At 51.9% G+C, this 18,564-nt stretch carries 18 protein-coding genes and 2 pseudogenes; 7 read left to right on the top strand and 13 right to left on the bottom strand.

Annotated elements, in window-relative coordinates; translation table 11 throughout:
• Positions 1–50: 50 nt before the first annotated feature.
• Entirely contained in the window at positions 51–284 is a 234-nt protein-coding gene (locus LI015_RS22870; RefSeq protein ID WP_038281423.1) for a helix-turn-helix domain-containing protein, read from the bottom strand.
• Positions 285–431: 147 nt separating this feature from the next.
• On the opposite strand from LI015_RS22870, the gene LI015_RS22865 reads away from it, so the two are divergent.
• Positions 432–830, top strand: coding sequence for a hypothetical protein (locus LI015_RS22865; protein WP_002565627.1), 399 nt, complete (start codon positions 432–434; stop codon positions 828–830).
• Here LI015_RS22865 and LI015_RS22860 read toward each other — a convergent pair.
• Together LI015_RS22860 and LI015_RS22855 are read right to left on the bottom strand one after the other, a co-directional pair.
• Complete coding sequence (locus LI015_RS22860; RefSeq protein ID WP_227126441.1) at positions 803–1,192, bottom strand: DUF6933 domain-containing protein; 390 nt, start codon at positions 1,190–1,192, stop codon at positions 803–805. The two genes, LI015_RS22865 and LI015_RS22860, sit on opposite strands and share 28 nt — an antisense overlap.
• 45 nt (positions 1,193–1,237) lie before the next feature.
• On the bottom strand, positions 1,238–1,483 hold the full coding sequence (locus tag LI015_RS22855; protein WP_002565629.1) for a helix-turn-helix domain-containing protein: 246 nt from the start codon (positions 1,481–1,483) through the stop codon (positions 1,238–1,240).
• Between the two features lie 109 nt (positions 1,484–1,592).
• Here LI015_RS22855 and LI015_RS22850 point away from each other — a divergent pair, with 109 nt between their 5' ends.
• The 5 genes and pseudogenes from LI015_RS22850 (at position 1,593) to LI015_RS22830 (ending at position 7,030) form a co-directional block, all read left to right on the top strand.
• Positions 1,593–3,095, top strand: coding sequence for a sigma-54 interaction domain-containing protein (locus LI015_RS22850; protein WP_227126440.1), 1,503 nt, complete (start codon positions 1,593–1,595; stop codon positions 3,093–3,095).
• Positions 3,096–3,103: 8 nt separating this feature from the next.
• Positions 3,104–3,235, top strand: coding sequence for a helix-turn-helix domain-containing protein (locus tag LI015_RS28880; RefSeq protein WP_227126439.1), 132 nt, complete (start codon positions 3,104–3,106; stop codon positions 3,233–3,235).
• Positions 3,236–3,491: 256 nt separating this feature from the next.
• Positions 3,492–4,828 (top strand): annotated as a pseudogene (locus tag LI015_RS28295) (MFS transporter).
• Complete coding sequence (locus LI015_RS22835) at positions 4,821–5,717, top strand: DMT family transporter (protein ID WP_117626820.1); 897 nt, start codon at positions 4,821–4,823, stop codon at positions 5,715–5,717. The pseudogene LI015_RS28295 and the gene LI015_RS22835 overlap by 8 nt, the downstream one beginning before the upstream one ends.
• Positions 5,714–7,030 (top strand): C69 family dipeptidase, encoded by a 1,317-nt coding sequence (locus LI015_RS22830; protein ID WP_227126438.1) that lies wholly within the window; start codon positions 5,714–5,716, stop codon positions 7,028–7,030. Before LI015_RS22835 ends, LI015_RS22830 begins: the two co-directional genes overlap by 4 nt.
• Positions 7,031–7,235: 205 nt before the next feature.
• Here the strand turns inward: LI015_RS22830 and LI015_RS22825 are convergent, their stop codons facing one another.
• Positions 7,236–8,051 (bottom strand): NPCBM/NEW2 domain-containing protein, encoded by an 816-nt coding sequence (locus LI015_RS22825; RefSeq protein WP_002565634.1) that lies wholly within the window; start codon positions 8,049–8,051, stop codon positions 7,236–7,238.
• A gap of 257 nt (positions 8,052–8,308) precedes the next feature.
• Between LI015_RS22825 and LI015_RS29070 the strand changes: the two are divergent.
• Positions 8,309–9,832, top strand: a pseudogene (locus LI015_RS29070) (serine hydrolase).
• A gap of 130 nt (positions 9,833–9,962) precedes the next feature.
• On the opposite strand, the gene LI015_RS22810 reads toward LI015_RS29070, so the two are convergent.
• The 9 genes from LI015_RS22810 to LI015_RS22770 all read right to left on the bottom strand — a co-directional run bounded on the left by LI015_RS22810 (position 9,963) and on the right by LI015_RS22770 (position 18,528).
• Positions 9,963–10,586 carry a DUF47 domain-containing protein gene (locus tag LI015_RS22810; protein ID WP_002565636.1) on the bottom strand — a complete coding sequence of 208 codons (624 nt, stop codon included), beginning with the start codon at positions 10,584–10,586 and terminating at the stop codon, positions 9,963–9,965.
• Positions 10,587–10,603: 17 nt separating this feature from the next.
• Complete coding sequence (locus tag LI015_RS22805) at positions 10,604–11,662, bottom strand: inorganic phosphate transporter (protein WP_002570667.1); 1,059 nt, start codon at positions 11,660–11,662, stop codon at positions 10,604–10,606.
• 328 nt (positions 11,663–11,990) lie between these two features.
• Entirely contained in the window at positions 11,991–12,857 is an 867-nt protein-coding gene (larE, locus tag LI015_RS22800) for an ATP-dependent sacrificial sulfur transferase LarE (protein ID WP_002566070.1), read from the bottom strand.
• Positions 12,858–12,889: 32 nt separating this feature from the next.
• Positions 12,890–14,302, bottom strand: a complete 1,413-nt coding sequence (gene larC, locus LI015_RS22795; RefSeq protein ID WP_227126435.1) for a nickel pincer cofactor biosynthesis protein LarC — start codon at positions 14,300–14,302, stop codon at positions 12,890–12,892.
• A 1-nt stretch (position 14,303) separates the two neighbouring features.
• On the bottom strand, positions 14,304–15,047 hold the full coding sequence (gene larB, locus LI015_RS22790; RefSeq protein WP_002566072.1) for a nickel pincer cofactor biosynthesis protein LarB: 744 nt from the start codon (positions 15,045–15,047) through the stop codon (positions 14,304–14,306).
• Between the two features lie 85 nt (positions 15,048–15,132).
• Positions 15,133–15,741, bottom strand: coding sequence for an ABC transporter ATP-binding protein (locus LI015_RS22785; RefSeq protein WP_227126434.1), 609 nt, complete (start codon positions 15,739–15,741; stop codon positions 15,133–15,135).
• The gene (locus LI015_RS22780; RefSeq protein ID WP_002566074.1) at positions 15,738–16,670 is read right to left on the bottom strand and encodes an oligopeptide/dipeptide ABC transporter ATP-binding protein; all 933 of its coding nucleotides are present in this window, start codon (positions 16,668–16,670) and stop codon (positions 15,738–15,740) included. Before LI015_RS22780 ends, LI015_RS22785 begins: the two co-directional genes overlap by 4 nt.
• A 44-nt stretch (positions 16,671–16,714) precedes the next feature.
• Positions 16,715–17,551 carry an ABC transporter permease gene (locus LI015_RS22775; RefSeq protein WP_227126433.1) on the bottom strand — a complete coding sequence of 279 codons (837 nt, stop codon included), beginning with the start codon at positions 17,549–17,551 and terminating at the stop codon, positions 16,715–16,717.
• A complete protein-coding gene (locus tag LI015_RS22770) occupies positions 17,548–18,528 on the bottom strand; it encodes an ABC transporter permease (RefSeq protein WP_227126432.1) in 981 nt (326 codons plus the stop codon). The genes LI015_RS22775 and LI015_RS22770 overlap by 4 nt, the downstream gene beginning before the upstream one ends.
• Positions 18,529–18,564: the final 36 nt, after the last annotated feature.

The raw sequence follows: 18,564 nt of genomic DNA, 5'->3' as shown, positions 1-18,564 counted from the left end.
CGCACGCTAAGAGGGCCGTACACCTTGGGTTGGGTGTACGGCCCTCCTTCTTATTCCAGCAAATCCTCATAAGAGGTTCCCAAAGCTGCTTTAATGGCTTTCAGCTGAGAAACCTTTATATGCTGCGTCCCTTTTTCAATTTTCACCAAAGCCTCTCTTGTAATGTCTGCCCCCATCAGCTGCAGGATACGGACCAGGTCCGTCTGGCCGATGTCAGATTCCAGCCTGATTCTGCGTATGTTGGCGCCAACATTGGTTCCTTTATCATTTTTTATCACATCCATTACCCTTCCCCCGTACGCATAATTCCATTCCATAAACTCACTTCATGAACCCATTTCAGTCCATTTCACCCTTCATATTATGGAGATTTTATGTTATAATGGGACCAAAACCAGTCCATCATTTAAAGAATTCAATGAGGTAACCCTATGGAACAGTATGACTTTACAGACACCGGCAATGCCAAAGATATCTACGGATTACTGGATTGCATGTCGGAAAAGGAACTGGAGATGGCCAGGGAGGCGGTTCGAAACATCCGTGAAACCGCGCAGCTGGCCCAATTCGAGCGGTACAATGCGTGGTTCGACCACACCCTTCTCCCCATCTTCAAGGAATATGCCCAGATGACCTCTTCCCTGCTGCAGATTGAGCGGGATAACGGGACCATCGACGTCCTATTCCGCAACAGCGGCGGTCTGGACATCACAGAGAACTGTAAGGGGATGTATATGGCGCTCATGATAGCTGTACATATATTCATGGATTCAGACGCCGGAGACGCGGTTCTGGCCCTGACCTATGACTGCTGCAGGATTGTATCATGAAATGATGCCAGCTCATCCTGCCGCCCGGCCACCATCCGCTCCATATCCGCCTTAAAGCACTGCACTGGATACTGATACCCCTCATATCCAGCCATCCGGCAGCGTTCCCGGTTCACCTCATAACAGTGGACCGGCTGGAACAGCTGCCCCTTCTTTACCAGGGCCGGGATTTTCCACAGACAGTTGTCCATCTGGTTAAGCCCGGTCACAGAACGCCTGCCATGGGTCTTTGTGACCCGGATCCCCCCTGCCTGCTCCAGATAGGCATGGTTTTCTTCCCTGCCGTATCCCTCCGACTCCATGGCCTGCTCCAGTCCTTCCAGAAAATGCTCCCGGTAATGATTCCATGCACTGCCGTCCATTCCGCACAGCACCACTGCAAAACGGTTGCCGGCATTGACCGCCGCCTACTTTAACAGCTCATCATAGGTCGTCTCCAGTATGACCTTGATGGCCTTTAGCTGGGATACCTTGATATGCTGGATGCCCCGCTCTATTTTCACCAGGGCCTCCCTGGTAAGATTTACCTCAAAGTCCCACTCTTCCAGGTCAATCTTCTGAATCAGCTCTGTCTGTCCAATCCCTTTTTCCTTTCGGATTCTGCGGATATTCATTCCTATATTCGTATTCTCATCGTTTTTAATTATATCCATTCTTCCACCCTGAATATCTGGACTGATTTTAGTCCTTTTTGCTCTTAATCTTATTCAAAATTTATGATATAATGGGACCAGTATCAGTCCAAATGGAGGTCAACCCGCTATGCCAGTTTGCTTTTTTGCCTGTGACGACACATCTGTCCTTTACTGTAATGATGACTGTCTGAAATTTTTCCGGGAGCAGGTTCCCGGGACGGAATCACCTGCAGCAGCCCAAAAGGCTGCAAGCCGCTTTCCGGGATACCAGGTATTTCCTCTCGGACCATACACCTGCTGCATGTTTACATTTTCCCGGACCGCCTCTGCCTCCGGGTTTTCCCAGGGTAATGACAGGCTGCCTGTAATATATGAATCCGTGCTCAACGAGGTGGAGGAGGGAGTTGTGATATCAGACCATGAGAACAGGGTCATATTCATCAACCGCGCGGCAGAGGCCATTGAAGGCGTGGATGCCCGGATGTCCCTGGGCAAACGCATGGAGGAGCTCTATCTCCCTGTGGGAAACGGAAAAAAGAAGAACAGCCATGCCGCTGTCCTAAACACAGGCATCGCTCCCAACGAACACCTAAACCAATATGTTGTAAAGTCATCACACAAGATAATGAATGTGGTGGAACGCATGTATCCGGTCAATATCCATGGCCGCACCATGGCTGTGTTCTCCCTGATTAAGAACCTGCCTGTCATACAGAAGTCCATGGAACAGAGCCTGGAGCTCTATGATTATTTCAGGGAAAACACTCCCCACAACGGTACCCGCTATACCTTCCGGAGCATTGTGGGCAGCGATATACGGTTTGTGGAGGCAATCTCGGACGCCAAGTGCGTAGCCCGGAACCAGACCACCGTGCTCATATACGGCGAGACAGGGACCGGAAAGGAATTATTTGCCCAGAGCATTCACAACGCAAGCCCCTATCAGAACGGCCCCTTTATCCCGGTCAACTGCGCCGCCATACCTTCCACCTTGCTGGAAAGTATGTTTTTCGGCACGGTAAAAGGCTCCTATACAGGCGCCGTCAACACCACCGGACTCTTTGAACAGGCCCGGAACGGCACTCTGTTCCTGGATGAAATCAACAGCATGGACATCTCCCTGCAGGCAAAGCTTTTAAAGGTCATAGAAAATAAAACCGTGCGGCGTATCGGAGACATGAAGGAGCGGGAAATCCGGTGCCGTATTCTCTGTGCCTTAAACGAAGCCCCCCTGGCATGTATAGAGAACGGAAAGCTGCGCCGGGACCTGTATTACCGCCTGTCCTCCTGTATTCTGTATATACCACCCCTGCGGGAACGAAAAAGTGACATTCCTCTGCTGTGCAGCTTTTTTCTCAAGCATTTCAATAAGGAATACGGCCGTCATATCCACAGGATAGATCCTGAACTGATGGATCGTTTTCTGGAATACCCCTGGCCTGGTAATGTCCGTGAGCTCCAGCATGTGGTGGAAAGCGCATTCTCTGTCTCCCGAAAGGATATGGAGATTTTGCAGCTTGGTCATCTCTCCCACTATTACAGGGAATTTTTACTGCCTGCAAACCGGAAGCTGTTTCCGGCAGCCAGGCCGCCCCAGGCCCCGTTTCTCCCTGCAACCCCCAGCCCCTGAAAGCCTACATGGATTCCTGTGAGAAGAATTTCCTGGCAGCGGCCCTGTGCTGCCACAGCAACAATATCACGGCAACCGCCCGCTCCCTCCAGATTACCCGGCAGGCGCTCCAGCACAAAATCAGGAAATATGGATTATAGCGTATAATATCCTGGCAGTGACAATTTTATTTGCGCCAAAATTATTTACACGTCCCTCCTGATTTTCCTGTTTTATCCATATTCCGCCCCAAAAGCACCCTTTAACCCTCATAAAAGCGTTCTTTTACCGATGTCCCTCATTCTGGCATATAATTTGCTTTTAATATTACTGTACATGTACAGAAGGGGGAACTGCGGACCTGCATCCTGCAGCCTGCACAATTCCCAAAATTTTATAAAATAAGGGGGACTGAAAATGGAAAACAAGAAACTGACCATGAGGGAAATGATCTGCTACGGTATCGGAGACATCACCGCCAACGTGTATCTTCAGTTCATCGCCCTGTTTGCCATCGTGTTCTACACCGATGTGCTGGGTATCTCCGCCACCCTGGCCGGCCTGATTTTCATGGGAAGCCGGGTCTTTGACGGCATCAACGACATTGCGGTGGGTTACATCTCTGACCGGTACGGTCACTATAAGCGCTGGATTCTATACGGCTCTATTGCCACGGCCGTGGCCTTTGTCATCATGTTCACGAATTTTCATCTGAGCACGAAAATGCAGTCTGTATACGCCCTGGCCGCTTTCTGCTTCTGGACTTTGATGTATACGTGCTACGCGATTCCTTTTAACGCCTTTGCGTCTACCATGACGCAGAATACAGAGGAACGGACTCTCCTCAATTCTATCCGCTTTGCCATTGTGGCGGTTCCGTCCCTGATTATATCCCTCGCCACGCCTTACCTGAAAAGCGGCACACAGGAAAGCAACAGCACCTATGGCAATATCGCGCTGGTATTCGCAGTCATTGCGACCGTCTGCACCTTAATCTGCGTTGCCGGTATCGTGGAGCGTGCCAAGGCCCCCACTGCCAGACAGCGCACCTCGGGCAAAGAATATTTTAAGGCCATCCTCAAAAACCGCCAGCTCCTGGTGGTCAGCGCGGCCTTCTTCTGCAGGACACTTGGATATTATATTTACTCCTCGTCCATGGCTTATTATTTCAATTACTACCTGGGCTCTGCCAAGCTGATGGGAATTATCCTGGGCATATCGGCCCCCATCTCCGCGGTGGCGGCTCTCTGCGTGACTCCTGTGTCCAGGTACATGGGCAAGAAAAGGCCCTGATGGGCTGCGGCGTTATCTTTGCCCTGTCCAGCGTCATCCGTTATTTTATGCCTTTAAACACAGCTGTGGTGGCAGTCACCTGCTGGATTGGCATGTTCGTCATGAGCGCTACCCTGGCCATCTTCTTTACCATGATAGCAGACACCACCGATTACGGCATGTGGCTCACGGGCAAGAATGTAAGGGCTGTAAACTATGGTTTCTACACCTTCTGCCAGAAGATTGGAATGGCATTCTCCGGCACCATTGTAGGAATCCTGCTGGACATGGCCGGCTATGTTCCCAATCAGCAGCAGACAGACGCCGCACTGCGGGGCATCCTCAATATATACTGCCTGATACCGGCTGCCATCTATCTCATCATGACGGCCTTCATGCTGCTATGGAAACTGGATGAAGGCAGGATGCATGAAATTGTGGCCGAGCTGGAGGTAAGGAGGCGCCTGGAAACCAATGACTAAGCAGATCCGCAAAGGATATGGAACTGTCATCCTGGCATCGTTGGCATATGGTGTAATGCCGGTGGTATCCAAGCTATTGCTTTTGTCGGGAATGAACTCAGAGAGTGTGGTGTTTTACCGTTTTTTTCTCACATGTTTGTTCTCGGCTCTGATTCTGGCTGCTTTTAGGGGATTTAGGGCCGTGACCCTTCCACAGGCGGTTTTGCTGGCGCTCTTCGGCATACTGGGCTTCGGTTTTACCATGCAGTTTCTGACCATCTCCTACCAGTATATTCCCATTGGACTGGCCACCGTGCTGCATTTCGCCTACCCCCTGTTCGTAACCCTTATCATGCTGGCTGTTTATGGTGAAAAGCCAGCTCCGGCCAGGCTGTGGGGATGCGCTGCCGCCCTGGCAGGCATATGCCTGATGGTGGATCTAAAAGGCGGTTTCTCCCCGGGCGGCGTTATATATGCCCTGCTGTCCGCCGTCACCTACTCCGCCTTCGTGGTCTCCAACAAAAAGGCCTGTTATGGCAGTCTGAGTCCTATGCTCTGTCTCTTCGCGTTCAGTCTGTCAGCCAGTCTGTTCTTCGGACTGAGCTGTACTCTTACAGGCACACTGCAGGCTCCCTGCTCCCTATACCAGTGGGGATGCCTGATGGCTGTCAGCCTTCTGTGCACGGTCTTTGCATTCTGTACCCTTATGACCGGCGTACGGATTCTGGGAGCTGCGAAAGCATCCGTCATCAACATGCTGGAGCCTGCAACCGGAGTGGTGTTTGGCGTCATACTATTTAAAGAAAAACTGTCGTTAAAAATAATGATTGGCTGTGCCTGCATACTGGTATCCACCCTGATTACGGTCCTGGCCAGGGACAGCCGCAAAGATGGAGGCAAGAAAATATGAATGAATTATTGTCATGTGATACCATGGTCGCCCTTGGGAACAGTACAAAGTCCGGCAATGTAATATTTGCCAAAAACAGCGACCGGCCCCTGGGGGAATCCCAGCCCCTTTGCCTGTTTGAGGCTAAGGACTACCCGGACCAGGAGCTGTTATCATGCACCTACATATCCATTCCCCAGGTGAGCCGCACCTATAAGGTTCTGGGCTCAAAGCCTTACTGGATATGGGGATTTGAACACGGCATGAACGAGTGGGGCGTAGCCATTGGAAATGAAGCCGTGTGGTCACGTGAGGAGGAGGAACGCGAAAACGGCCTTCTGGGCATGGACCTGGTACGCCTGGGACTGGAACGGTCCAAAACCGCATATGAGGCCCTCCACGTGATCACAGACCTTCTTAAAACCTACGGACAGGGCGGCAACACCTCTGTGACCATGGATTTCCGCTACCACAATTCGTTCCTGATTGCCGATACCTGTGAAGCCTGGATTCTGGACACGGTTAACAGACGCTGGGTTGCCAGACGGGTTAAAAATGCGGAGGGCATATCCAACTGCTACAGCACGGGAGAACACTGGGATGAGGACTCCGGAGACATCCAGGAACATGCCTATGAGATGGGTTACGCGGACAGAGGACAGACCTTTGACTTTGCCAGGGCTTACGGCGCCGTAAACCTCAAACTGCGCGCAGCCTATCCCCGCTATAAAAGGCTTAACCAGCTTCTGGACAGGAAAAAAGGCATCCTGACGCCGGACTACATGGGAACTATACTGAAGGACCATTTTGAAGGCGAAATCATTGAGCCCCGCTGGAGTCCCGCAGACGGAATCCTGGCATCTGTCTGCATGCACAATATGGATGAATCCTCCAGCAAAACCGCTGCCGGTTCCGTGGTGGAACTGTCAAAGGATAAAACGCCTGTCTGGTGGAGCTGTATGTCCAATCCCTGTATCTCGGTTTTCCTGCCTTTTACCATGGAAACCGCCATTCCTCAGAAGGTGTCCCAGGGCAGCGCCCGGTACAGCGATGATTCCCTTTGGTGGAAATTAGAACGGCTCTCCTATGAGCTGGAAGAGGACTATCCCCGCAACACCGCCCTCTGGAATCCTGTAAAGGAAAGGCTGCAGGAGTACATCTGTTCCCTGGCGGAAAAAGGGCTGGACGACAGCCTTCTCTGTGAGATGGCTTCCAGGCTGGAAGAAGCAGCGGATGAAATGTATCTTGTGCTGCGTGACGCCAATGCCTCCAGCAGCCAGCCCCAGAGAAAGGCAGCGCTGAAAGCAGCACGCACCATGGCCGGCATTATATAACCGCCGCCTCTGCCGTATAACCGCCTATAGGGCGCATCTTCCGGGAAATCAGTTTACAAGAGACTATACGCAGACCGTGGGCTGCTGACAAAAGATGACAAAAAAATAACAGGCCGGGTCTCCGCACCAAAGGGTGCGGTCCCCAGCCTGTTTTCTTATCTTATCATTCTGTTGGGTTTTCCGTTTCCAGGCGTCCTCATCCTGCCTACTTGTACAGCGACAGACCGTCTATCAGTATAATGGGATCATCCCACTCATTATCCGTAACCAGAGAAACCTCCACGCGGATCTCATTCTGTCCTGTCACATCCACGCCAAAATGCATCAGCTTTTCATTGTAATGGATATCCTGTGATGTATAGAGTACAGTATCATTGTCACCGTATACAGTTACCTTCGCCATGATTCCGCTGCTGAACTGGGATGATGGGGCTATGACGCCGGATAAAAGCCTGTACTGTCCGTTGGCAGCATATTTTACATAGCTTCCCTTTCCTTTCAGACGGATGGCATTATTCCAGCGCTCGCCGGTGGATGTTTTGCCCGATGTAATGATATTGTATCCCTTGGTGGAAAGGCCGTCCAACAGGTTCTGCACCAGATATGGCGTGGACAGGTCTGTAATATTGGCCGGTTCCACCTCTCCCTCCGCTGCAATCCATACGCCGTCCGCACCAATCTGGCGTCCGTCAATCACTGTGTTCGTGGCCATGGCTCCGTTTGGAAGCAGGAAGTACCATTTGTCGTTATCCTTAAACCAGCCCTTCTGCATGACCCCTGCCTGGTCCATGTAATACCACTGGCCGTCAATCTGCTGCCAGCCTGTGGTCATGACACCGTTGTTATCCATATAGTACCAGTTGCCGTTATCCTCAATCCATTCCTTGTAGGCAAACTTATTGGCGCCTCTCTGATACTTCCACTGATCATTTACGTATTTCCATGTACCTGCATAGGCCGGAACCGACATAACCACACTCAGAGCCACTGCTGCCAATGTAACCGCCAAACGTTTCTTCATTCTGAATCTCCTTTCATTCTCCCCTGGCTGCCCTGTCACAGACAGATATTATTCATCCTGCACTTGTTACATTATAATTCATTCTTTATTTTTATGCAACTGTGTGTTCAAACTGTAATTAAACTGTAAAGATTAAATACTTCCAGGAAATACCTTGACAAATTAATCTGTAAGTATTATAGTTACAGTATAAAATGTATCTTTTAGAATTACAGTTATTACCTGTCTGTTAACAGCATCGAGAAAGGAGCTTACCTATGAACACCCGCGAACACACAACCATGAAGATGAGAGGAAACCCGGATATCTCCTATCTGGGACATACCGTTGATCAGATGATTTGGAGCTTTATGGAACAGGAAAAAATTGACGGACTTACCTTAGCCATTGTACAAGCCCCCTACATACCAAGGGTAGCCGGATACGGCTATTCGGACAGCCAGCGGCGGCGCCTGGCTTCCCCCAACACCATGTGGCCCGCCGGCCCTATCTCCCAGGCCTTTGCGGCAGTGGCCGTTATGCAGCTTCATGAGGACGGCGGACTGGATGTAAACCGCCGGGCTTCCGTACATATACCGGAACTTCCTGATACATGGAATGACATCACCGTTCTTCAGCTTCTGCGCCATGCATCGGGACTGCCGGATTACCGCCGGGCGGCTGAATTCAGCCCGGACACACCGTGGACATTTGATGCCCTGCTCCAATTGGCTGCCAGGAATCCCCTGCACTTTGTTCCTGGTACAGATGTGGAGCAGAGCGCTACCAATTTCCTGCTGCTGACCGAAATCGTCGAACGGGTCAGCGGCCTAAGTTACCACGATTTTGTAACCAAAAGGCAGATTGAGTTCCTGGGCCTTGGGCACACGGGCTTCAAGGAGGATTTAGGCCAGTTCCATCACGAAGACATATCCCGCACCGCTGATATCCACCAGTTATTCAAAATGGACAGACTCTATATCAATCCCACGGAGCCAGCCGTATCCTATGACAGCAGCGGTACTCCCATCACGGCGGCAGAAACTACGGCGCTCCGGGGCTTTTCCGATATTTGGGCCTCTGCCCAGGATATTTCCTTCTGGGACATCGGCCTGGCCGGCTCTGTCCTGATTCATCAGCCGGAAAACCGCGCCCTTATATATGCTCCCTGGAATCTTCCCGACGGGAGGACAGTACCTGCCGCATCCGGCTAGCAGTTTTACCATCACCGGGGACTTATGGATATAAAGGGATCCGTCCATGGCTATTCTTCCTTCCTGAGCCGCTTCACAGACGCCTCCGAGCTGGTCTGCGTCACCCTCATGTGCAACAAGGAAGGGGTGGACTTCACCAATCTGGGGCGCAGGATAGCCGGCGCATACGGCGACCTTCTGTCCACCGGGTACGATGACAACCGTCTCTATCTTCTGGAAGGCCAGTTCCCTGCGGCAGAAACAGTATCACGCCTGGAATCAGCCTTAAAAGACCGCGGTATCCCTGTATTTGCCAAATTTGACCATGGACAGAACGCTGCCGGTGCAGGGCTTTTCCTCCGTCCCACCACAGTACTGGTATTCGGCTCTCCCCAGGTAGGCACCGGACTCATGGAAGAAGATCAGAGCGTATCCTTGGAACTGCCCCTGCGCATCAGTGTATGGGAGGATGAAGCCGGAAGCACATGGCTGGCCTTCCCACGCCTGGACAAGGTATTCGGTGAATACGGACTGGAAAACCATCCCGCTGTCCCCAAGATGCAGAACCTTCTTGAACAGCTGGTGCATATAGGAGGCAGCATCTATTAACCAGAAAACCACACCGCAAAAACCAACCCATAAAAAGGCACCGCTCCCCGCAATCCGGGAACGGTGCCTTCTCACATTCTGCCTTTATTCTTATATATACACTCCAGGGCTGTTCAGACAGCACCGGACATCAGGTATTCTTCATGATAACGCTTTCCACCACATCTGCCACATGCTCGCAGGCATCGCAGCATTTCTCTAAGTATACGTAAATCTCCCTCCAGGCAATGATTTCAATGGGATCGGTCACCTCGGCGTGAAGCCTGCGCATGGACTCAATGAACAGCCGGTCGCCTTCCTCCTCCAGAGCGTTAATCTCGATGATCAGGCCGTGAAGTGTCTTGGATTTCCTGAAGTCCGCAAACTCCTCCATAACCTCCTTAAGCGCCTCGCAGCAGCGGATGATGACCTTTATGAAGGCAAGGGCCTCGGGACGGATTTGCTGAACATTGTTTATGTAAATACGAATCAGTACATCCTCAATCTTGTCCGTCACCTCGTCGATACTCTGGCTCAAAAGAATAATATCCTCCCGCTCAATGGGGGTGATAAACGCCTTGACCAGCACAGCCATCATCTCATGCTTTTTCTTGTCCGCGTCATGTTCAATCCGGTGCAGCTCGTCCAGCTTGTCCTGTAAAAGTCCTGTATCAAAATGGTTTAAATTATCCTCCAGCATTTTGGCTGCCTGGCATCCGCACTCAACGCACTCTATGAAATTCTGAAAATAGTAACTATCACTTTTCTTAGACATCTTATCTTCTCCTTTACTTATCCGTGGAACAACATCATAAACAGCTTCGCTATCAGGAATCCGATGATGCCGCAGCCGGGGAATGTCATGACCCAGGTCATCACCATGTCCTTAACCACGCTGAAGTTAATGGCTGACAGACGTTTCACCGCTCCCACACCCATAATGGCTGTGGTCTTTGTATGTGTGGTACTGACGGGAATACCGAAAATGGAAAATCCAAGTAGACAGGCAGCTCCCGCCATATCCGCAGAAAAGCCCTGGTATTTCTCCAGCCGTACCATATCCATGCCCACGGATTTGATGATTTTCTTTCCTCCGATGGACGTTCCCAGGGCCATGGCTGCGGATCCCAGCAAAAGCATCCACAGAGGGAACTGTACTCCCTGGGTATTGCTGGACCCGTTGACCATACAGATACCTAACAGCATGACTCCCATGAATTTCTGTCCGTCCTGTGCACCGTGCATAAATGCCATGGCGGCAGCTCCGCCAATCTGGGCATACCGGAAAAATCCGGTGGTTTTCCGGCGGTCCATATCCCGGCAAGTCCAGGCCACCAGCTTGCATGAAAGATAACCGCTTAAAAATCCCAACACAACGGAAAAAATCAGACCATAGACCACCTTCATCCACTCTGCCGAGTTAATGGCCGAAAATCCTCCGCGGATAGCCACGGCAGCGCCGGTAAGGCCAGCTATGAGCGCATGGCTCTCACTGGTGGGACATCCAATGGAAACAGCAAAGGACGACCAGACCACAATGGAAAAAAGCGCGGCACACAGGGCAACCAGAGCAATTGAAGTATCTTCCCCGAAATTGACCATATTGGTAATGGTCATGGCAACCGTGGAATTCACCATGGTCATCACAACCACCCCTGCGCAGTTGCATACTGCCGCCATAACAATGGCCAGATTCACATCCAGCGATCTGGTTGACACGCAGGTGGCAATGGCATTTGGCGCATCCGTGATACCATTGACACAGATGACCCCAAGAGTCAGAAGGACTGTAATCAACAATGCCGGATTTGTCACCAGCTGCCGCAGGAAAAAGGAAAACGACATGTCCATAATTCTTTTTTACCTACTCTCTTAATTATTTACTTTATCTTTACGTAAAATTTACAAACTCACGATTTTAATTCTAACACGGTTTTTTATGGTAGTAAAGTTCAATTTCGTTAAGAAACAAAGGAAAATATTCGTTTTTGGATAATAGAAATGTTATGGGATAAAATGGAAAACGCCTGTATTATCTATATATAGATAATACAGGCGAAGCAGACAGGACAAATATGGTTTCATACTCTTTGTACACTCTCAGCAGAAACATACTCCAATTATTGATAATGTTTTGTCCTTCATTTGTATATTCGGTTTTTATTGGAACTCTGTTTTTTTATTGGACTTCCGGTCCGTTCAGCCCTGCATCCATGCTCCCGGAACGGAACCCTTCTGCATCCAGGGTTATATACACAAACCCCATTTTCTTCAAACGGCTGACGATTTCTTTCCGGCCTTTCATAAATACCTCAAAGGCTTCCGGATCCAGTTCCAGGCGCACGATATCTCCGTGAAGCCTGAGACGTACATTGCCGGGAACCATAGTCCTGACATAGGCTTCTCCCTCCCCAATTCTTCTCAGCACCTCATAGTCCAGAGCAGCGCCGTAGGGCAGGCGGGTAGCCATGCAGGGAGTGGACGGACGGGATGCCACCGATATTCCGTACTCTGACGCCAGGGCCTTTACCTGAGCCTTGGTTATGTGCAGCTCTGCCAGGGGACTAATGATTCCCAGCTCCTTAAGCGCCCGGATTCCGGGGCGGTATACATGCATATCGTCCTCATTTGTACCGTCCAGGATATACCTGATTCCCCTGGCCTCTGCCAGCTCTGCCAGTCTGGAGAACAGATGGCGCTTACACAGATAACAGCGGTTTACCGGGTTGTTTTTTATTGACTCCTGCTCCAGCTCATCCACGGTAATAACCTCATGGATTCCTCCCAGCTCCCCTGCCACGCGCCTGGCAATCTCCAGGTCGCAGGAAGGATGCAGGCGGCTGTCAAACGTAACGGCGTACACCTTTCTTCCCGTATGGGCGGCTGCGTCTGCTGCTGTCTTTAAAAGCAGGCTTGAATCAACTCCGCCGGAAAATGCAAGGCATATATCCTCTTTGGCCAGCTGCTCCATCCTGGCCTCCAGACACTTTTTCATCTGGTCCGGAGATGACATTTCATCACTGAAACTGTTATTTACCGTATTCATACGAATCTCCTAATCTGACATTATCCATACATTTAATCCTGCCGGCTTTCCTCTGCCTTCATACGTGCCTGATGATATGCGGTCTGAAAATCCACACCCTGTTCCCTACAAATCCGCCGGATGCTTTCATATTCCGGATAAAAAAACGTTCTGCCCTTGTAAGCACACACCTTCACATCCGCCGGCCCGTAACTGGTTTCCACCTGGATTTCACTCCGATCAAGAATGGTCCTCTCCGTCGGATAACGGCGGATTCCAATGGTAGTGGTCTGGGTAAGAATGATTTCCTCCATGGCCTCTATGGATGATTCACGGCAAAGCACAGACAGCATGTAGGCGGGACGGTTTTTCTTCATGTGAATAGGGGTATACCACACATCCGCGGCCCCGGCATCAAGGAGCATCTCCATGGCAAGGCCCAGCATTTCCCCTGTACAGTCATCCAGGTTCGTCTCCAATACCCACATGGTACGGTCCTCTTCCTGTGAAGTCTCCAGCAGCATGGCCCGAAGCACATTCGCCTGTTTAAACACCTTGTTCCCCGCACCCATTCCGACCTTAAGCAGACGGCAGGAAGAAGGCAGCCGGTCCTTTGTCCGCAGAGCGGCGGCAATTGCTGCCCCGGTAGGTGTAACCATTTCCCCGTCATTGTCTGTAAAATGCAGCTTAAGTCCATAGGAGGAAGCAATATTAGCAGTAGCCGGAACAGGAACCGGCAGTACGCCGTGCTGGCAGTGGACATGGCCGTGACCTTCAGACAATGCAGAAACCACCACATCATCCACACCCAGATTGTCGATACAGACTGCCGCACTGATAATGTCCACTATAGAATCAATGGCCCCCACTTCGTGGAAATGAACCTGTTCAACAGGAAGCCCATGGGCCTTGGATTCCGCCTCTGCCACAATGCGGAACATGGTCCGGGCCATTTCCTTCACCCTCTCATTGGAATCCAGACGGTCTATGATATGATAAATGTCGTGGAGGTTCCTGTGAATGTGGGGATGCGGATGACCGTGACCAGCCTCATGACTGTGCTCATGCTCATGACCGTGATCAGCCTCATGACTGTGCTCATGCTCATGACCGTGACCAACCTCATGACCGTGACCAGCCTCATGCCGGTGACCAGCCTCATGACCGTGCTCATGCTCATGGCCGTGACCATCTTCATGCCGGTGACCTTCCTCATGCCAGTGGCCTTCCTCATGACCGTGGCCTTCCTCATGACCATGCTCATGCTCCTCCAAATGCACATCAAAATCAAATGCATCCAGACCGCTCACAACCTTCCGTCCAAAATGCAGATGGTATCCATCCACTCCCAGGCTCTCCAGCGCATTCTCCAGCACCTGCCTGTCCGCTCCCAGATCAAGCAGGGCTCCTACCGTCATATCCCCGCTGATGCCCGAATTACATTCCAGATATAAAATCTTCCCCATTTTATCTCACCGCCATTCTGTTTATTTGGGTCGCCAGGTAGCCGGCGCCGTATCCATTGTCAATATTAACCACCGATATCCCGTTGGCACAGGAATTAAGCATTGTAAGAAGGGCCGACAGCCCGTGGAAGCTGGCTCCGTATCCCACGGAGGTGGGGACTGCCACTACAGGGCATTCCACCAGGCCTGCTATCACCGTGCCCAGCGCTCCTTCCATTCCGGCCACTGCCACAATGCAGCTGGCCTTGTCCAGACGCTCCCTCTGGGCCAGGAGCCTGTGGATTCCGGCAACTCCCACATCAAATATACGGTCTACCCTGCATCCGAAATATTCAGCTGTCTGGGCTGCTTCCTCTGCCACCGGTATATCCGCCGTGCCTCCTGTGCACACTGCCACATACCCCTTGCGCTCCTTTCCCGGCTTCTCCACCTTAAGTATCCGGGATATGGGATCATACACCACCTCCGGCACCGCTGTTCTCACCAGCTCAGCCTGCTTCTCAGAAGCCCTGGTTCCCAGAACCTCCCCGTCCCTCTCATAAAATTTCTTATATATTTCCAGCAAATACGCATCCGGCTTTCCCTGGCAGAATACAGTTTCCCCAAAACCGGATCGCAGCTTCCTGTGATGGTCCAGCTTGGCATATCCCAAATCCTCATAAGGCAGGTTCTTAAGCTGCTTCTCTGCTTCTTCTATGTTAACACCGCCGGACTTTACCTGCTCCAGTAATTCCCTGACATCCATCTTTCGTTCTCCTCTCTCAAATCCATACGGCTTGGCCGTCCCGTTTCCAATCCTTCCACATACAAATCATCCGGCCGCTCCGTCCCTAATCCGTCCTCAAATCAACCACCCTGCCGCAAACACGCTCCAGCAGCTCCTCTGAATGGCTGACCACCAGCAGGCCCAGGTCCCGCGTCTTCACTTCCTCCAAAAGGAATCCCCAGATCTGGCTCTGGGTGATAAGGTCCAGCATGGTGCTTATCTCATCCGCCAGAATGAACCGGGTGCGCTTCCCCAATGCCCTGGCTATACAGAACCGCTGCAGCTCTCCTCCGGACAGCTCACCCGGATACCGGTTCAGCCAGTCCGGTTCAATTCCCAGACCGCGGACCACCCGTTCCTCCACAAAATCCCCTTCCCTCAGAACTTCCCGCATCTTAAGGCGGGGATTTACTGACAGTTCCGGATGCTGCCATATCATCTGCACCGGATTGTAACCGGCACAGGAAGAAATATTTTTCCCGTCTAACACCACAGTCCCATGGTCCGGTTTCTCATAACCAACCAGTATCTTGCAAAAGGTCGTCTTTCCAAAACCGCTGGGAGCTGTCAGCCCCACACGTTCCCCGCTCTCCAGGCTTATGCTGACATTGTTCAGTATTTTCCTGTTCCCATTGTCGTATTGGAAAGAAATATTCATAGCTTCCAGCTTCATATTCCCGCCTTCCTGCATTTTACCATGCCGCCGCGAAAACTGCGATAAGAAATTTCCTGGAGACAGCCTTCATCCATGTCCGGGCAGCGGGGCCCATAGGGACATCCCGCGGGCATATCCGCCGCATAGGGCTGGGTCCCGGATGCTGCCTTAAATCCGTGACGGGGCATGGCCCGGAATAGAGCTTTGGTATAGGGGTGGCGAAGCCTTTGCTCATCCTCAAAATCCTCTGCCAGGGCCTCCTCCACATTGGTACCTGCGTAAAATACCACGATTCTGTCAGCCACCTCCAAAGCCAGCTCCAAATCATGGGTGATAAGAAGGACCCCTGCCCCCTGGTCCGCTATCTCCCGGAAGTGGGACAGCACACGCCTGGCCGCGCTGATATGAAGGCCCGGCGTGGGTTCATCTGCAATAACCAGTCTGGGATGCTCCATCACGGCTGTGGAAATAAGTACCCTTCTGGTCATTCCCCCGGACAGTTCAAAAGGATACAGCTCTTCCGTATCCTCTCCCAGCCCGTAGCGCCCCATGGATTGGCGGCAGCGCTTCACGCTCTCCCTGTCTTTTTGTCCCCTTCGTACCTGTTCTCCCACCTTCATAAGCGGATCCAGATACGACACGCTCTGGGGGACCAATACCATCCGGCTCCCCCGAAGCTGTTCCTTTTTCTTCTGGGTCAGGATTTCTCCCTCAAAGGAAACCGTCCCCTGACAGGCGGCATTCTGCGGCAGAAGTCCCATGACCGCATGGGCCAGCAGGCTCTTTCCCGAACCGCTGGATCCGGCTACGGCCACCACCTCATGTTCCCGTACCTTTATGTTCAGATCCCGAATCACAGGAAGCTCCCTCTGGCGCCATCCCCCCACATACTGGGAAAATGAAATCATCAGATGCTCCACCGACAATATGACTTGTTTTTCCTCCAAAACAACCTCCTACACAACAAACCTCTGCCACGGCACAGGCGATTTTACAGATGGGCCTGGGCCGGGTCCAGCAGACGGCTCAGCGTATCTCCGATAAAATGGAACAGGACCACCACAAATACCAGCAAAAGACCGGGAAACAGGGCCAGCCACCACTTCCCCATGACCAGGTATTTCATGCTCTCAGACAGGATAACACCCACGGCAGGCTGCTCCGGCGGCAGCCCGAAGCCCAGAAAGGTTATGCTTGCCTCATGAAGAATTGCATGGGGAAACAGCAGAACCATGCCCACAAAAAGCTGGGGCAGCAGATGGGGCGTCATATGTTTGAAGGCAATATAAAACCTTCCCTTTCCCAGCTTCTTTGCAATCTGTATGTACTGGCTCTCACGAAGCTGTATGACCTCCCCGCGGAGAAGCCTGGCCAGGGAAGTCCAGTGAGTCAGTGAAATCCCAATCAGTACACCCCAGAATCCCTTTCCCACTGCAAAGGAAATGAGCATCAGAAGCAGGATATGGGGTATTCCCATGACCAGATCAATGATTCCTCCTATGACAGCATCCGTGACCCTGCCCAGACAGGCGGCCATGGTTCCCAGGATGAAAGCCACCACCGCACTGATGCATGCTGTCAAAAGCCCGATGCGTATGCTGATGGATAGCCCTGTAAGGCTGCGGACAAACATGTCCCGCCCCATCCAGTCTGTCCCAAAGGGATAGGCCAGGCTGGGCGGCAGATTTTTTCTGGTGAAATCCGTGGCCAGGGCCTGCTCCCTTAATACCTGGCCGGCAATGGCAATGGCTGCCAGCAGGAGGACCGATACCGCCAGCAGCGCAGCCATGGCCTTGCGGCGGTTCCATCTGTGTCTTTGTGCGCTCATTCCCTGCTCCTCCTGATTCTGGGATCCACCGTTCCGTACAGGAGGTTGGCGGTGAAATTCCCTAAAAATACAATGGCCGCGCTGATAATTGTAATTCCCATAAGCAGAGGCACATCCCCGCCTAATCCGGCTGTCACAGCCGCCTGTCCCAGGCCCGGATAGGAAAATACCTGCTCCACCAGCACGGATCCTCCGAATATCTCGCTGACTGAGGCAAACTGGAGCGTCATGGCAGGAAGAAGGATGTTGCGGATTCCATGCCTGCGGATAATGGACCATTCTGACTCTCCCCTGGCCCTGGCAAACAGCACATAATCGCTTTCCATGACCTGCGCCATCTTCTCCCTTGTATGAAGGGCAATGTTGGAGATGCCTGTAATGGACAATGCCGCCGCAGGCAGTATGCCATGAATCAGGCGGTCCCTCATGGTCACAGCCGACGCCTCCACCCCGATTGGAACAGAAAGTCCTATGGGGAGCAACTTAAGCCAGACCGCGAACACGACAAGCAGTACCAGAGCCACCCAAAAGGCCGGCGTACTGGCAGTTACCAGGGCATAGGAAGAGATAATTCGGTCCGCAGTCTTTCCCTTCTTTGCCCCGGCAATGATTCCCATGAGAAATCCAATCAATCCCGACAAAATCCATGCCGCCGCCATAATCCAAAGGGAATTGGCCAGCTTCTCCCCGATTACCTGGGCAACAGGCCTGCGGTACAAAAGGGAGATACCCATATCTCCCTTAAGAAAATCACCGGCCCAGGCCAGATAACGGGTTACAGGCGGCGTGTTGACGCCCCAGTATTCCTGGAGTCTGGCAATCTGCTCGCTGCTCATGCTTCCAAGGGCCGCCTGCCCCACATTGGTGGTAAGCGGATCCAGGGGAGAAACCGACACCAGGAAAAACGCCGCCATACTCACCAGCACCAGCAGAACCGCCATCCGTATGAAATTAACACCCGCCTGTTTCCAACTCATGATTTTATCCTTCCTGCCCACATACAATTCTGTCTG

Source organism: Enterocloster sp. 210928-DFI.2.20 (assembly GCF_020554465.1).
Taxonomy (GTDB): Bacteria; Bacillota; Clostridia; order Lachnospirales; family Lachnospiraceae; genus Enterocloster; species Enterocloster bolteae.
Note: the sequence above shows the minus strand (reverse complement) of the source record. Positions and strands in the feature narration are given on the sequence as shown.

Excerpts from the sequence above, each read along its gene's own strand:
- LI015_RS22870 (WP_038281423.1), bottom strand. The coding sequence starts at position 284 with ATGGATGTGATAAAAAATGATAAAGGAACCAATGTTGGCGCCAACATA.
- LI015_RS22865 (WP_002565627.1), top strand. The coding sequence starts at position 432 with ATGGAACAGTATGACTTTACAGACACCGGCAATGCCAAAGATATCTAC.
- LI015_RS22860 (WP_227126441.1), bottom strand. The coding sequence starts at position 1,192 with ATGGACGGCAGTGCATGGAATCATTACCGGGAGCATTTTCTGGAAGGA.
- LI015_RS22855 (WP_002565629.1), bottom strand. The coding sequence starts at position 1,483 with ATGGATATAATTAAAAACGATGAGAATACGAATATAGGAATGAATATC.
- LI015_RS22850 (WP_227126440.1), top strand. The coding sequence starts at position 1,593 with ATGCCAGTTTGCTTTTTTGCCTGTGACGACACATCTGTCCTTTACTGT.
- LI015_RS28880 (WP_227126439.1), top strand. The coding sequence starts at position 3,104 with ATGGATTCCTGTGAGAAGAATTTCCTGGCAGCGGCCCTGTGCTGCCAC.
- LI015_RS22835 (WP_117626820.1), top strand. The coding sequence starts at position 4,821 with ATGACTAAGCAGATCCGCAAAGGATATGGAACTGTCATCCTGGCATCG.
- LI015_RS22830 (WP_227126438.1), top strand. The coding sequence starts at position 5,714 with ATGAATGAATTATTGTCATGTGATACCATGGTCGCCCTTGGGAACAGT.
- LI015_RS22825 (WP_002565634.1), bottom strand. The coding sequence starts at position 8,051 with ATGAAGAAACGTTTGGCGGTTACATTGGCAGCAGTGGCTCTGAGTGTG.
- LI015_RS22810 (WP_002565636.1), bottom strand. The coding sequence starts at position 10,586 with ATGTCTAAGAAAAGTGATAGTTACTATTTTCAGAATTTCATAGAGTGC.
- LI015_RS22805 (WP_002570667.1), bottom strand. The coding sequence starts at position 11,662 with ATGGACATGTCGTTTTCCTTTTTCCTGCGGCAGCTGGTGACAAATCCG.
- larE (WP_002566070.1), bottom strand. The coding sequence starts at position 12,857 with ATGAATACGGTAAATAACAGTTTCAGTGATGAAATGTCATCTCCGGAC.
- larC (WP_227126435.1), bottom strand. The coding sequence starts at position 14,302 with ATGGGGAAGATTTTATATCTGGAATGTAATTCGGGCATCAGCGGGGAT.
- larB (WP_002566072.1), bottom strand. The coding sequence starts at position 15,047 with ATGGATGTCAGGGAATTACTGGAGCAGGTAAAGTCCGGCGGTGTTAAC.
- LI015_RS22785 (WP_227126434.1), bottom strand. The coding sequence starts at position 15,741 with ATGAAGCTGGAAGCTATGAATATTTCTTTCCAATACGACAATGGGAAC.
- LI015_RS22775 (WP_227126433.1), bottom strand. The coding sequence starts at position 17,551 with ATGAGCGCACAAAGACACAGATGGAACCGCCGCAAGGCCATGGCTGCG.
- LI015_RS22770 (WP_227126432.1), bottom strand. The coding sequence starts at position 18,528 with ATGAGTTGGAAACAGGCGGGTGTTAATTTCATACGGATGGCGGTTCTG.